12 protein-coding genes, 1 tRNA gene and 1 pseudogene are annotated in these 13,691 nt (G+C 58.3%); 6 read left to right on the top strand and 8 right to left on the bottom strand.

Going from position 1 to position 13,691, the window contains the following annotated elements; translation table 11 throughout:
- Window positions 1–7 precede the first annotated feature (7 nt).
- The 4 genes from DXD39_RS07015 to DXD39_RS07000 are packed head-to-tail and all read right to left on the bottom strand — an operon-like array spanning window position 8 to window position 3,540.
- Window positions 8–805, bottom strand: a complete 798-nt coding sequence (locus DXD39_RS07015) for a hypothetical protein (RefSeq protein WP_117803604.1) — start codon at window positions 803–805, stop codon at window positions 8–10.
- A 2-nt stretch (window positions 806–807) separates the two neighbouring features.
- The gene (locus DXD39_RS07010; RefSeq protein WP_117803603.1) at window positions 808–1,794 is read right to left on the bottom strand and encodes a hypothetical protein; all 987 of its coding nucleotides are present in this window, start codon (window positions 1,792–1,794) and stop codon (window positions 808–810) included.
- 13 nt (window positions 1,795–1,807) lie between these two features.
- Complete coding sequence (locus DXD39_RS07005) at window positions 1,808–2,644, bottom strand: hypothetical protein (protein WP_117803602.1); 837 nt, start codon at window positions 2,642–2,644, stop codon at window positions 1,808–1,810.
- 11 nt (window positions 2,645–2,655) lie between these two features.
- Window positions 2,656–3,540, bottom strand: a complete 885-nt coding sequence (locus tag DXD39_RS07000) for a hypothetical protein (protein ID WP_117803601.1) — start codon at window positions 3,538–3,540, stop codon at window positions 2,656–2,658.
- Window positions 3,541–3,770: 230 nt separating this feature from the next.
- Here DXD39_RS07000 and DXD39_RS06995 point away from each other — a divergent pair.
- Window positions 3,771–3,845: transfer RNA gene (locus tag DXD39_RS06995), tRNA-Val, on the top strand.
- 380 nt (window positions 3,846–4,225) lie between these two features.
- Here DXD39_RS06995 and DXD39_RS06990 read toward each other — a convergent pair.
- Window positions 4,226–5,329, bottom strand: coding sequence for a hypothetical protein (locus DXD39_RS06990; protein ID WP_117803600.1), 1,104 nt, complete (start codon window positions 5,327–5,329; stop codon window positions 4,226–4,228).
- Window positions 5,330–5,647: 318 nt separating this feature from the next.
- Between DXD39_RS06990 and DXD39_RS06985 the strand changes: the two genes are divergently transcribed.
- The 3 genes and pseudogenes from DXD39_RS06985 to DXD39_RS10315 all read left to right on the top strand — a co-directional run bounded on the left by DXD39_RS06985 (window position 5,648) and on the right by DXD39_RS10315 (window position 7,763).
- Window positions 5,648–6,346, top strand: coding sequence for a DUF5710 domain-containing protein (locus DXD39_RS06985; protein ID WP_117803599.1), 699 nt, complete (start codon window positions 5,648–5,650; stop codon window positions 6,344–6,346).
- Window positions 6,240–6,872, top strand: a pseudogene (locus tag DXD39_RS10425) (AAA family ATPase); the annotation flags it as partial. The gene DXD39_RS06985 and the pseudogene DXD39_RS10425, both read left to right, overlap by 107 nt.
- 156 nt (window positions 6,873–7,028) lie before the next feature.
- Window positions 7,029–7,763: an ATP-binding protein gene (locus tag DXD39_RS10315; protein WP_233541134.1), complete on the top strand. Its 735-nt coding sequence runs from the start codon at window positions 7,029–7,031 to the stop codon at window positions 7,761–7,763.
- Window positions 7,764–7,916: 153 nt separating this feature from the next.
- Here the strand turns inward: DXD39_RS10315 and DXD39_RS10095 are convergent, their stop codons facing one another.
- Complete coding sequence (locus DXD39_RS10095; protein WP_158565472.1) at window positions 7,917–9,422, bottom strand: Sau3AI family type II restriction endonuclease; 1,506 nt, start codon at window positions 9,420–9,422, stop codon at window positions 7,917–7,919.
- Window positions 9,423–9,563: 141 nt separating this feature from the next.
- Here DXD39_RS10095 and dcm point away from each other — a divergent pair, with 141 nt between their 5' ends.
- Window positions 9,564–10,826, top strand: a complete 1,263-nt coding sequence (gene dcm / locus DXD39_RS10090; RefSeq protein ID WP_233541133.1) for a DNA (cytosine-5-)-methyltransferase — start codon at window positions 9,564–9,566, stop codon at window positions 10,824–10,826.
- Window positions 10,827–10,915: 89 nt separating this feature from the next.
- On the opposite strand, the gene DXD39_RS06970 is transcribed toward dcm, so the two are convergent.
- Both DXD39_RS06970 and DXD39_RS06965 read right to left on the bottom strand, forming a co-directional pair.
- A complete protein-coding gene (locus DXD39_RS06970; protein WP_147347908.1) occupies window positions 10,916–11,866 on the bottom strand; it encodes a hypothetical protein in 951 nt (316 codons plus the stop codon).
- Window positions 11,867–11,949: 83 nt separating this feature from the next.
- Window positions 11,950–12,732, bottom strand: coding sequence for a hypothetical protein (locus DXD39_RS06965; RefSeq protein ID WP_117803595.1), 783 nt, complete (start codon window positions 12,730–12,732; stop codon window positions 11,950–11,952).
- A gap of 399 nt (window positions 12,733–13,131) precedes the next feature.
- On the opposite strand from DXD39_RS06965, the gene DXD39_RS06960 reads away from it, so the two are divergent.
- The gene (locus DXD39_RS06960; RefSeq protein WP_117803594.1) at window positions 13,132–13,644 is read left to right on the top strand and encodes a hypothetical protein; all 513 of its coding nucleotides are present in this window, start codon (window positions 13,132–13,134) and stop codon (window positions 13,642–13,644) included.
- The last annotated feature ends 47 nt before the right edge of the window (window positions 13,645–13,691 follow it).

Below are 13,691 nucleotides of genomic sequence, written 5' to 3'. Positions count from 1 at the left end.
TGCATATCTACTGTTCCTCGATGCCCTCAAAGCGCATCGAAACCGAATAGTTAGCTCCCTTTAGCATATTAGTGCAATTTGGGTCCGTTCCCTCGAGCCATATGCGAACGGTTACCGGCTTGTCCGTTTCTGTCATCAGGTCGAACATGTCGCTGGCCGCGGTCGCCTCGCCCGAGTCGAGCCCAAAGACGGTGGCCGAGCCAGATGAACCGCCGCCCCCGTTAGGGCTGTAGACCCACGTTCGACCATCGGCGGTAAAGCTCATACGCATGGCACTGGCCATGCCCTGTGTATCGGAGCTAAACCGCGTGCCGGACACGCCGCCGTCGCCATCCTGCCCGGTCAGGCGAACGCGTAGGTCCGTACTGCTCATAAAGTGCAGCGTAAACTCCAGGTAGGCGCCGGTGGCGGGATCGGCGGTGGAGCCGTCCTCGAAGGTGAAGGTCTGGTAGTCGCTCGTGGTGACGGGCTTGAGCCTGGACGCGTCGATGTCCACGCCCTTTTCACTGGCGATGCGCGCCGAGATCTGGTCGAAGCCCAGGCTGTGCACGTACTCTTCGAAGGTGGCGTGCTCGTCCAGGTCAAAGCGCAGCGAACCGTCGGCGTTGGCGTCGATCATGAGCATGCGGGTCTTGGCGCTATCGGCGATGGAGAACCAGGCGAACGTTGCCATGGCTATCGCCACCAGCGCAAACAGCACCAGCACCACGGTGGTAGTGAGCTTGCGGCGCAGGTCGATATCGGTGGGCGCGGCAACCGGAGCGCCGGTGGTCGGGCGGCGGTTGTCGGGCGTGGCGTGTGCCATTGCTACTCACCGTCCAAGGTCGCAAAGAGCGCCAGGTGCAAGGTGCCCGGATCTTGATAGAGATAGTCGGCGCTATCGGGATCGGTGCCCTCGATGTAGTAATAGATATCCAAACGATAGGTCTGGTCAAGCCCCAGCGTGGCAAGCGTGTTTTGCGGACGCGCGGCCGTCTCGCTCGTGTCCAGCGTAAAGGTGGCCGGGTCCTGCGTCACGTTGGCGCCGCAGGTGAGCTGACCGTTTTGCCAGCCCAGGAGCATGCCCTCGGTGTAGCCCGCCAGGCCTGCAGGGGCAGTCGCCGTGTGCTCGGCGCGGTGACCACTATCGGAGCTATCGAGCTCAAAGATGTTGGCGGCAAGCACCTGGTTGCCGCTCGAGATCTTTATGCCCACGCGGGCCGCGCGTAGCAGATCGGCATCGGCGCCCTGCGGGACCAGCGATTCGGCCAGATACAAGCTGACCTTACCCTTTACTTTGCTGGCGCCCGTTCCGGTAATGGTGGGGCGCAGATTGATCCAGCCGTGGTAGAACGCGGAACCGTTGTCTTTTGCCTGCTCAAACACCGTGGCATCGCCGGCGGAGTTGTTTTGCGCGCAGGCAGCAAAGCCGTTGAGATCGAAGGTCGAGACCGGATAGAGCGTCACGGCGCCAGTCGCATTGGAAGTCAGGGAAACATCGCCCTGCTGCGACCAGCTGCCGCGATCGGCGTCGCCCAGCTCCAGCACCAGCTTGGACGTGTCGCTGTGCACGCTCACCGAATTGGTGTTGACCTTCATGTTGTTGGTAAACCAGGCGTAGGTCGCGGCGCCCAAGGTGGCGGCGAGCGCCACCATAACGAGCGCGATGTAGGCACGCGCGTGGCGAGCGTGGCGGCGGGCGGCGGCGCCCTCGAGGACCTGGCACTCGGCGGCTACGCTGGAGGGAACCGCGGGGCTCTCGCTCTGGGTTTTGGCCTCGCAGCTATCTGCTGGCATGCGCTTCTGATCTTTCACGTCGCTCGCCCCCTTACGCCTTGGCCGCAGCAAAGGCAAGCTGCAGCACCACATCGCGGGCCTGGGCCTCGTCGATGCAATTAGCGTCGCAGCCTTCCATGTACACAACGTAGCGAACGCTTGCCACCTCGTTGGCGGCCAGCGTACAGATAGGCGTGGCGCCCGCGCGCGGCGTGGGCGTGTCGCCGGTGCCGTCCATACTGTAGACGCTTATGGCGCGCGCAGGGTCGGCGGTGTAGCTCCAACCCGAAGCGCCGCCCGCTACGACCACGCCGTCTTGCGCCGTGGTGCGTCTGCTGGTAGCGCCCGCGGTATTGCCTAGGTCGTCGCAGGTAAAGATATGCGTTTGCGTGCCCGATGGGGTCGTGATGACCAGGCCCAGGCGCAGTGCGGCCAGCAGCTGCGGGTCGCTCGTCACGCTCATCTGCCCCTGATACAGGTACACGTTGAGAGCGCTATCGCTGCCCTTAAGGTACAGCGTGCCCGAAAGGGCGTAGTCGTCCAGCTGCGCGGTGCAGTCGGCGTAGTCGGTCGTGATGCCCGCGGCGTTTTGGAACGTGCCACGCCAAAAGCGGGAAAGGTCTGCCGTCGAGATGGGATAGAGCGTTTTGTCGGCGGCGGCTAGCGTTGCCGTTGTGTCCCATGGTCCGTTGGCCGAAAGTCCAATCTGCAGGTCGGAGCCCTCGTCGCTTACCGTGTGTGCCACAGGCGTCACGTTGGTGTAACGCGAGTTGCTAAACCACGCGTAGGTGGCGGCGCTCAGGGCAGCCACCAGCACGAGCATCCATGCGGCCGCAGCAACCATGCGACGGCGCGAGCTCAGGATGTCTTTGATGTTCGATGTACTCATGCCCCGGCCCCCTACGAACGCTTGCCAGCAAAGCGCAGCGCCAGCGATTGCAAGCTGGTGGTGGCCAGATTGTTGGTGCAATCGGGGTCGCAGCCTTCGAGCCACACGTATATATCCACACGCACGGGCGTGCTACGGTTGGCTCCCTTGGCAGCGGCGGGCAAGCTGCAGATCTTGGTCGTGGCCTCCTTGAGGCCCACGATACCGGTGTCTTCGTTGTAATCGCAGAAGTGTGCGCTGGTCAGCTGGTCAAAATGGACCGTGGCGCCATCGGAACGGGTGCTGTCGAGCACCAGGTGGTTCTGCTCGTTCTCGCCGGCATCCTTGCCGTCGAGCGTGTTGTAGCGCGCCTGGGGATTGTGCTCGCCCGAGACCTCAAAGATGTACTGGCCCGTTACGGTGTCGCCCTGCCCTGGAGCATAGGTAACCAGTCCCACGCGCAGGGCGGTGGAGATGGGGTTTGCCGGATCCTGCTCGGTAAAGTCGATACCCGACAGGTACACGTCGGTTGCGGCCGAGTTGGTGGCCAGGTACAGGGAGGTCTTGTAGTAGTCGGAATGTTCGGCCGTGCCAAACATGCTGGCAAACAGCGAGTCCTGCGTGGTTCCGCCGGTAAAGCCCGTTACCTTTTGGAAGCCGTTGAGCACGTTGTCGGTCGAGACGGGATCGAGCAGGCCCGCAAAGTTCAGGCCGGCATTGGTTTTGTATTCGCCGTCGTACTCGTTAGAGATAAGGAAGGTAACGCCCGTGCCCGCGGCCATCTTGACGTCGGTGATATGACGGTTGGCGTTGTAGATGTACCAGGCATACGTTACAGCTCCGGCAACAGCAAGGGCCACCAGCAACGTGGCGAGCATGCGATTGAACTGTTTTTGCAGCGAACGCGCGTCCGACATGCCCCTCCCCCATTTGCCGCGTTGTAAACTACCTGGACACCATTTGCCCATAATGGAGTTATTTTACGCGAATGTGCAGTTCATCGGGGGTACAAACGCAACTTTCCACGTGCTGTTCGCGCTGCATCGGGGCGGATAGGGTCGCAAATCGCCGCTTTTTAAAAAATAGTTCTTGCCACTGGGTGGGAGCTCCGTTATATTATTCCGTGCGCACTCGCGCACCCTTGATCGGGCGTTTAGCTCAGGGGGAGAGCGCTTCCCTGACACGGAAGAGGTCAGAAGTTCAAATCTTCTAACGCCCACCAAATGTTCGCAGCTCAGAGGCTTCGCCTCTGAGCTGTTTTGTTTTACGCTGCCAAGCCAAAAGGACGCCGCGGCACCCAAAGCGCCCGAACAGCCCCGGTGATTGCCCCGATCAGGCGCGGATGGGTCTCGCAGCCATATATAAATAACCTCCTATAAATTGAGGTTTAATACTTTTCCCGAGAAGTGAACGAGCTTATTTGGACCCCCGGAGCATCCACACTTTTTGACGTTAAAACCGCAGGATTCCAGCAGCAAAACCGCAGGAAACAAGCCCCTAAAAGTGTCGATGTTTCGGGGGTCCATTCTGACTCGTTCACTTCTCGGGAAAAGTATTAAACCTGGATATATGGCCGCTAATTCTAACCCCCCGCTACCGCCCCTACCAATACTGATGCGCATCGATAACGGCTTGCCAGAGCCAAAATCGCTTCGTTTCGGCACGCGCATGGGCAAAATATCGCTGCTCTGCACTCATCGCCTTGTTAAAGATGGGGCGCTTATTCCGATGCAGCTTGCGTCGGATGCGCTCGCACAGCCGAACGAGCTTTTCGTAGTCATTTGCTTGGTCGGTTGTCACGGTAAAATACGCTACCCCCTCAAGCAGTTCCAACTCGTTGCGGCGCTCGGCATCCTTGTGGATCTTCTCGCGGCCGTCATGAATGGCATCGCTGTCGTAGTCGACCATCGCGGTCAGCACCTCTGGCAGCAGCCCGGCCTTTACTTTATCCCTGCCCACCTCGACTTTAGCTGTAAGCGTAATGTCGGGCGTGCGCTCCAGCACGCGCAGCTTGCGCTCGCGCCCATCGTTGAGTCCATCGCGAATAAAGACCTTCTTGTTGAGCTCGGCCTTGCCCAATGCATACCCGCCGTGGCGCGTAGGCAGCGACATAAACATGCACAGCCCCGACTCCCTCGGAGAGCGCGACCCCTCGATCACATACGCAAGCAGCGCCTTTGCTTTCGCGAGACCCCTTACCTTTGGGGACGCCTCGATATACGCCGCAATGAGCTCCTTGGTCGTGAGCTTGCTATCGCGCATGCCCGCATCCCTACTGGTCACCCCGCCGGGGGCAAGGTTATCCAACCGGTAGTTCGATGTCACGGCATAGCCGGCATAGATGGCCTCGGCCGCAGAGCTGTCGTGTGCAGCCTGCACAAACGCCAGCTCGGGAGCGCACACGTACGCATCCAGGCCGCCCATCCAGTGGCCCAGCGAGATAAACGAACCCGCCGGGAGCTCGTTGGTGCAGAGATGCGTCTTAACATGTTTGCTCCGCCGACGGTCGGCGCGCGACGGCACCAGCAAATCCAGCGTTTGGATCCCCAGATCATAGCGATCGATAAAGTCCTGCGCCTCTTGGTCCAACAGCGCACAGGCGTCCGTGATCGACACGATCTCTGGTTCCGAATCCCCAAAGCGCGGGTTCGGGATGTGCGCCAAGAGCGCCAGCGCAGCGTTATGTGAAACGATAAAGTACCCCATGGCGCGAAGATAACACGCGCGTCGGCGGCGGCTCGCGACCCTAGCGAGTTTTCGGCAAACGACCAGCAGTTTTTTTGCCGCGGCGCAACCAAAGTGTTCATTCGTCGACGTCTAAATGCAAATCCGTCAAGCTTTTGGCAAGGTTGCCGCTCAACTGACCAAAAGCTGACCATTTGCTTGCCCATTTGCTTGACGGCACGCCCTCGCCAAAATGCTCCGCGACTTCTCGGACGGTCGAAATGCTCGTTTAGCGACCACGCACCCGCCGCTGGGGTATCCTTGGAACACATGCACCGCAAGCCGCACTAAGGAGCCGCCATGCGCACCGAGCTCGATGTTCCCTTTTCGCACAAAGACGAGGCCAAGGCCCTGGGCGCCAAGTGGGACCGGGTCAAGAAGATCTGGTACGTGCCCGATGGCGTCAACCCCGAGCCCTTTGCCGCGTGGCTGCCCGGCGTGGATCGCTCCGACCCCAGCGCGCCCTACATCTACCTGGTGCTGGGCAAGCGCGAATGCTGGAAGTGCCACGAGCAGACGACGGTCGCGGCCTTTGGTATTCCGTATCGGGTGGCCGAGAACTCGGGCAGCAAGACTGCGCCCAGTGCCGCGCCCGCCATGGATGACGCGGGCCACATCGCGATCGACACCGCCCGCGCCAACGCCATAGCCATCGTCCCCGCACTGGGCTGCGTGCCGTCCGAGATCCGCGACTACCTGCGCGAGCGCTGCGGCTACAAGCCCGTAACGTCGCGCACCACCAAGACCGTATCGCTCGCCAGCACCTGCACCGCCTGCGGCGCGCTGCAAGGCAGCCATTACCTGTTCGAGGAGCCCACGTCGCCGTTTGCGCTCACGGCCATCAACAAACTGCCCGCGCTGGAGTTCGTGCGCGTGGAAGTCGCCGGCGTCTATGGCATCCCTGCCAGCCAGAGCAACTATGACCAGGCGCTCTTCACCTGGGCACGCGACCACCACACCCAGTTCCATAAGCCCCTGTGCGAGGGGATCTACCTGTAGCGCAAAGCTCGAAAATCGAGTCCAGATTTCCTCGAAAATCGAATGCGAAAATCCTCGAAAATCGAGTATGATTATCCTCGAAAATCGAGTATGCCCAGGTAGCGAGGTTTATCTAATCATGATTTCTTATGGTTCGGAGCAGCCCAAATCCTACCGTCCTCGCCTTTTGGACGAACGGTTGCAAACTCTGCTCCAGATATTTGGGGCTGTCGAGATTCGGGGCACCAAATGGTGTGGCAAATCATGGACAGCGCTTGCATTCGGCGAGAGTGTCATCCATCTTGACGACCCAAACGTAAAGTCGCTGGTCGAAGCCGATCCTTCGCTCGCCCTTCAGGGCAATAAGCCGCATGTCATCGACGAATGGCAGGAGACCCCCGCAACATGGGACGCCACACGCCGCGCCGTAGATGCATCCGGCGGCGAAAAGGGCCTCTATATCCTCACTGGATCATCAACGCCAGCAAAAAACTCTGTTACCCACAGCGGTGCCGGTCGCATAGCGCGTCTCGACATGAGCACCATGACGCTTTGGGAACGCGGACTTTCAACGGGGTCCGTTTCGCTGAAAAACCTATTCGAAGGATCATTCGAACCTTCCGCCTATACAGGATCGCTCCCGATGTTGGCCGACGCAATTTGTTGCGGGGGATGGCCGGCGCTTGTCGGAGCGAGCCCCCAGATGGCCGCAGAGGTCGTTAACCAGTATCTCGATGCCATGTACGAAGTCAGCGTTCCGCAAAAAGGAGGCGTGGGGTCTACGGCGCGACACATCGTGTCCTCGCTCGCGCGCAACGTTGCGACATCTGCCACGCTCAACACCATTGCGGCAGACGCCTCGTTGGGCGACAGCGATGCCCAGCCGGCAACTTCAACCGTGGCGTTTTACCTCGACATGTTGGAGAGCATGTATGCGATCGTAAATCTGCCCGGTTGGGATGCGCCCGTCCGCGCCAAGTCTCGCCTGCGTACCAAGCCAAAACGTTATTTCGTCGACCCCTCCATTCCCGCAGCCGCACTCGGAATGAACCCCGAGAGGCTCCTTGCAGACGGCCAAACATTTGGCCTGCTCTTTGAGTCTCTGTGCATTCACGATCTGAGCGTCTACACCTCGTGCCTGCCCGGCTCGTATCCGGGCTCACTCCACTACTATGGCGACTCCGACGGGCTTGAAGTCGATGCCATCATCGAGCTGAACGATGGCCGCTGGGCGGCGATAGAAATCAAGCTCGGCGAATCCAAGGTAAGCGACGGAATCCGCAACATCGAACGCCTGCGCCGCAAGGTCGCTCTGAACCCTGCCGCACGCAACCCTCAGCCAGAGTTCTGCGCCGTCGTTACCGCGACCTCGCCCTTCTGCCGCTACGATGCCGAACACGATGTCTACGTGTTCCCCATTGGGGCGCTGCGGGCATAGCGCACTGCATGTCGAACCACTTGATTTTGTTGACTGGCAATTGGGCCATCGAAGCTACGGTTCCACCTCGTCATAGGTGATGGCGGGGCGGAACTGCAATCTGCAATATCAACGCCATAAACGGAACGCTACCGAGAATGCAATGCGAAATCGCTACAACCCCAGGATATGCTCCAGATAGCCTTTGTTAAACCAGAACGATTGTCTGGTCATCCAGCGTCCGTCAGGCAACTCGTAGGCGTTCTTCGCAATATTGCCAATTTCGGTTCCGTCGGCGAATCTGTACGCAGCTTTTGAGGTATGCGGGCGAACGTGGACAATCGGGTTGTCCGCCATACCGGGCAGATTGTTGGTCACCTTGAGCTTTCCGTTTGCATCCCGATACGGACTGAGCTCAACGCCCCCGCGAATGACCTTTCGCGTCTCATCCCAGCAGGCCTTTGCGGGGCCTTCGATTTCGTTTGCCGGCATTGCCCAGAATAGGCAGCGGTCAAGGCGCCACTCCCCCTCGTGGTCCTCACGGAACACGACAAAGAAGAAACGGTTGGTCTCAAGGCGCGCACGGAAGGAAGACGTTTCCCAATCCTCGTTGATTAGCTGCTTAAACTCAAACGGAGGAAAAGACATTGCCTGCTCGATGTGCCCTCTCTTATTAACGCGACAAGCACGGACGTTAATCCCGGCCTTAACGAACTCCTCGGCAGCATTGCTTTTAATGCCGAGCATTCGATAAACGAGCGTCGTCCACTGCGCCTTGTTGCCCGTATACTCCAGGCCGTACCGCTCCGCAATCTGGCGATCGGTCTCGCCATAGTGTCGCTCGATAAGTCCAGTTACATAGCTTTCGAAATCAACGGACTCGTCACCAGCCTGAACGATACTCTCGCCAACGCGCGGGGCACCGAGGACATAGGCGTGGAGGACATAGTCCATATACGAGCGCTTGAGCGAAAAGGCGCGACGCTTTGCGCGACGGCGCTCGATCTCGCCCGTATCGGTATTGAAATACTCGTAGTACTGGTCAACCCACATCGTCGCTTCGGTTGCACCCTTTGTGCAGGCGCCCAAGTAGGTGGTCATGCCCTCCGAAAGCTCATCCGCGCGGCCATCTTGAATGTATGAAATGATCTTCTCGTAGTCAGCGCGAATGATCTTCATGTCCTCTTCGGGCAGGCGAACCATAACAGCGCGCTCAATACGCTGGTCGTATTTATCGATAGAGCGATCACGGCCATAGTAAATCAGCAGGATATTGCTGAGCTTGGTCTTGAGATGCGAGTTGTCGTAGTCAAGCGAGACAGGGCGGTCGTAAGGAATCATCGTTAAGACAAGGCGCTCGCCGGCCGACTTGCGACCGTCCTTGAGCACGTCAAAACACGTTGCCTTAAGTTCGACGCCTGCCTCGGGAAAGTCCGGCCGATCATCGCTGTTGGCCTTGTAGCCAAAGTAACGCTCCTCAATCAGGGTTCCCATACCGCCCTTGTACTTCTTAGACCCAAAGTCCTTGGGCGCACTCTCCCCCTCCGGCGCAATACCGAGCTCGAGAATATCGCGAAACGTCATCCCGTCGAGATTGGCAGCATACCGCTCAATGCTAGAGGGGTCAGAAAAATCGGTATCGTCAAGCATACGCTTGAAGTCGAGGTGCTTCTTGGACATGGGGTACCTCCGAATGTCGCAGTTAACCTCATGGTAGTTCAGGGCAGCATATTCCTCCATGAAATTGAGGTCTTGATCTTGTCCGCTCGATCGGTTATTGTTGTGAGCACCATAAACGGACACAGCAGCGATTGGAGAAACGTGTCTGAGATCAACATTGCCGAGCTGTTTGCGGGCGTCGGCGGATTTCGGCTGGGCCTCGAAGGCTATGCCGACCCGCGTCATCCCGAGTTTTACATGAAGCCCGCCGGCCCCTTCCATACCATTTGGGCCAACCAGTGGGAGCCGCCCGGAACCAAGTCCCGCCAGTTTGCGGCACGTTGCTACATGGATCGCTTTGGCGAAGATTCCGTTGTCAACGAAGATATCAATAAGGTTTTGGAGCAGGCTGAGACCGGCGAGATTGAAATTCCCGACGTGCAAATGGTCGTCGGCGGCTTCCCTTGCCAGGACTACTCTGTTGCACGTCCGCTCAATCAAGCGCACGGCATCGAGGGCAAGAAGGGTGTCCTGTGGTGGGACATCTATCACTTCCTCGAGATGAAGCAGCCCTGCTTCGGTCTCTTTGAGAATGTTGACCGCTTGCTCAAGTCGCCCGCCTCTCAGCGCGGTCGCGACTTCGCCATCATCTTGAGTTGCCTCGCCGATCTCGATTACACCGTTGAATGGCGCGTAGTCAACTCTGCAGAATACGGGTTTCCCCAGCGTCGCAAGCGCGTTTACATCTTCTGCGAGAAGAACGCCGGCAAGGTCGATCTTGCCGATCGCATGCATAACGGCGTTATGGCGAAGGCCTTCCCCGCCATCTATCCTGACGAAATGGCGGAGCTTGATGTCCTTCCCGATCCTTACGAGAACTCGACTCGCTTTGGCGTTGGTCAAAAGACCTCGCAGTTCAAGAACGCCGGTGTCATGCAGGACTGCCATGTTCTGACCTGCGACTTCGCCGAGGACTATCACGGCGAGCGCCGCGTGCTTGGCGATGTGCTTGTCGACGAGGCGAATGTTCCGGAGCAGTTCTACATCTCTGACGAAAAGCTTCCAGACTGGCGTTACCTTAAGGGCAGCAAGCGCGAGGAGCGCACCAACAAAAAGACGGGCTTTACATACACGTATTCCGAGGGAGCCATGAGTTTCCCGGATGCCACCGACAAGCCGAGCCGCACCATCCTCACGGGCGAAGGTGGCACGGGAGCCAGCCGTTTTAAGCATGTTATCGAGTGCCCCGACGGTCGTTTCCGTCGTCTTGTCCCCGACGAGCTCGATCAGCTCCAAGGATTCCCGAAGGGCTGGACCGACACCGGCATGACCGATGGCCATCGAGCTTTTTGCATGGGTAACGCTCTGGTTACCGGCGTGCCTCACCGTATTGGTGAAGCTATGGTTGAAGTGTACGGGCTATAGCCGAACCACTATTGGCATAAACAAGACGAGGGCCAGTTCGATTCTGAACTGGCCCTCGTCTTTTATCAAAGTTGCTAGCAGCGTTTACACTACTTTGAATCAGCTACGATGCCGACCATGCTGACCGCTACGTCAAAGGTCGGGCTTCCTTCGCCCACATCGAGGCCAGACATATTCTGGCAATCGCTGTCGGTGCCCTCCATCCAAACGACAACTTTCATGTTCGTACCGTTGTAATCGACGCTCGAAGCGATCTTTTGCGCGTTGCCGCTCGGCTTAATGTAGACTTCGCCCGCTTTCGTGGCACCCCAGTTATTGCCGTTTTGATCGAGCAAATCAGTGCCAGAAAGGTGCAAATATGTAGGAGCAACAACCTTGCTCAGAGATTTAGAGTCGACGCACGACCACCCTGCAACGGCAATCACATCGTTACCCGTGTCGATTGTCGAGGGAGCAGTTGGCGCATAGACAACGCGCAGCTCGCCGTTGATTACAATGCCGACGCGCAGGCTGCCTTTGATTTTATCAAACCATTTCTGCGTGCCGCCATGCTGCGTAATCGTAATGGGCGAGCCGCTGCTCGCGTCCAAATACACGTCGGCAACACCCGTGTTCGCCACGGTATACAGCGTGTAATTCGCAGCGGTGAATGCATAGTAATCGTTGCCTTGAATAGCGTACTTGCCGGGAGCCCCACCAGAAATGGATGTGTCGACTATTTGATAGGTGCTCACTTTAACGCCCTGCCAGCCTTGGGGAACGTACCAGTTTTTGGCATCGTTCGTCGATGCCGGGCTAATCTCGTGACCGATTGCAGAAGCAACCGTGGAGGTGTCGGAACCGTGGTCGGGCGTGTCACCCTCAACGATTTGGAGTACCATGCCATTCGCTTGAGCGGAAATGGTGCTGGTAGTCGCATGAACTCTACTATTCGTAACAAACCATGCGTAGGTAGTTGCAGAAAGCGCCACCGCTGAGACGACGACGGTCAGCGCCGCCCCGATAAGCTGAACCTTAAGCCTCTTTACTGAATCACGCATGCCCGTCGCCTCCCTTCGTTAAGAAAAGGGCAGGATCCCGGGCTGGGAACCTGCCCATCACAAGCCATAAATCGTAGTTGCGATTACTTGTTGTCCGCAGTAGCAGTGAACGTAATGGTCACGGCATTGGTAGCAGTGAGTTTTTTGTCCTGAAGATTCTCGGTGGTTACGTTGGCATCCTTACCCTCATAGTAGAGATAAACCTTCAGCACCGTATCTTGATTGGCGGTAACGTTGCCATAGGAATCAAAATTATCGGAAGCGAGCTTCGTCTCAAATTTATCGCCCGCCGCGTTCAGGCCGTATACCTCCCATTTGTTTCCATCGGCACTAGTAACAAGAACGCGCAGGGCCTTCTTCAGGCTCGGTTCTTGAGTAGTGTCGGTAATACCCTCGATCTTTTCGACAAGAATATTAGAAAGGTTCTGGCCCTTTGAGCTGACATTGTAAACCTGCTCGAGAGCATATCCGCCCTTGATGGCAGCGTCAGTTGAACCTGCGTCCGCATCTCCGCCCTTGCACTCGAACAAACTGCCCTTAAGGGCGCCATCATTGAGCTCATTACCATAACCGGACATCCAAATACCTTTTTTCGCCCCAGTTTCCTCGCCATAGGTAGCGGGGAAGAGCGGCTTGGTGCCAACCCCAGTAGTGGCCGACGTGGCATCGGTGTCTTTCGCACCCGTCGGGCCATTCGCAATCGTCATAAACGCCGCGTTCGACTGAGCGGAAATCGTGCTCGTCGTTGCCTTGACGGTATTGTTCGTCACAAACCATGCGAACGTGGCGGAGCCGAGGGCTACGGCTGCCACGAGGACCATGGCGATGGCGGCGCCCATCTGCTTCTTTAATGCCTTGGTATCCATACGGACCCCTTTCTTTCCCCATTCATCCCAGATGACCCTCGAGAAGCTCGGAAGGGGAGCCCGCGCTTTCGTGTTGGATGTTGCTTGCCCATCCTTTAGACATGGAATTGAGAATACCATAATTCTTACGATTTCCTTATGAGTTTTCGGCAGCCTACATTCCGGCGGATTCATAGGTCTACCTCGGGTTGTATGTGGTGCTATGTGAACATCGTTTACCTTATTTGATCTCTCTCCCGCGCAGTCATAAGCCCCTCTTAAGCCTTGCGACCGCAGCGCCATGCCAACGCACACATTCGCCCTCCGCCGAGCTTCGCCCTAGCCCTTCCCCACCCGCTATACTGATGTAGCACGTGTAATTTCTGCCTGCTTGTGCGGGCTATTTGCCGGGAGGACTCTATGGCTGCCGCCAATCAACCCAAGGGAAGCGTTTCTACCGGATCGATCAAGCCGGTGACGCGCAAGGCCGTTCGTTGCCAGCGCGAAGTCGCCTGGCTGGTCACGCAAGCGGCCGGTAAGCTCGTCGCCACCACCGACGACGTCAACGCGCCCACGCCCAGCTTTGTGCTGGCCGCGGCGCTGTCGTTCGCCCGTGAACAGGAGCAGGCCGCACGTGACCGTGGCGCCGTGATCGACTACAAGGCCGTCATGGGCCCCGACCTTGCGAGCTTTTGCCAGGCTGCAGGGCTGCCCGCAGCGCCCAACGCGCTTTCGGACGCGGGCTACATGTTCACGCTCTCGGGCGCGGACCTCATCCGCGACCTCTACGCCTACTGTAGCGACCTGGGCGAACGCACGGGTGACGCGGCGCAGGTCAAACCGGGCTACGCGATCAAACTCGCGCTGCGACTGTTCCTGCTGGACGCCGCCGCTGGCGACGTCACCTCTCCCAAAGACAACGCCTCCGCATAACAAAAGCGCCGGGCCGGAAAATCGATTCCGGCCCGGCGCTTGTTCGT

The organism is Collinsella sp. TM04-29, assembly GCF_003466565.1.
Lineage (GTDB): Bacteria > Actinomycetota > Coriobacteriia > Coriobacteriales > Coriobacteriaceae > Collinsella.
The sequence above is the reverse complement of the archived record's forward strand: the minus strand, read 5'-3'. Positions and strand labels throughout refer to the sequence as shown.

Coding starts and splice junctions, on each gene's coding strand:
- DXD39_RS06990 (WP_117803600.1), bottom strand. CDS start 5,329: ATGGGGTACTTTATCGTTTCACATAACGCTGCGCTGGCGCTCTTGGCG.
- DXD39_RS06965 (WP_117803595.1), bottom strand. CDS start 12,732: ATGGATACCAAGGCATTAAAGAAGCAGATGGGCGCCGCCATCGCCATG.
- DXD39_RS07000 (WP_117803601.1), bottom strand. CDS start 3,540: ATGTCGGACGCGCGTTCGCTGCAAAAACAGTTCAATCGCATGCTCGCC.
- DXD39_RS06970 (WP_147347908.1), bottom strand. CDS start 11,866: ATGCGTGATTCAGTAAAGAGGCTTAAGGTTCAGCTTATCGGGGCGGCG.
- DXD39_RS07005 (WP_117803602.1), bottom strand. CDS start 2,644: ATGAGTACATCGAACATCAAAGACATCCTGAGCTCGCGCCGTCGCATG.
- DXD39_RS06960 (WP_117803594.1), top strand. CDS start 13,132: ATGGCTGCCGCCAATCAACCCAAGGGAAGCGTTTCTACCGGATCGATC.
- DXD39_RS10315 (WP_233541134.1), top strand. CDS start 7,029: ATGGCCGCAGAGGTCGTTAACCAGTATCTCGATGCCATGTACGAAGTC.
- DXD39_RS07015 (WP_117803604.1), bottom strand. CDS start 805: ATGGCACACGCCACGCCCGACAACCGCCGCCCGACCACCGGCGCTCCG.
- DXD39_RS06985 (WP_117803599.1), top strand. CDS start 5,648: ATGCGCACCGAGCTCGATGTTCCCTTTTCGCACAAAGACGAGGCCAAG.
- DXD39_RS10095 (WP_158565472.1), bottom strand. CDS start 9,422: ATGTCCAAGAAGCACCTCGACTTCAAGCGTATGCTTGACGATACCGAT.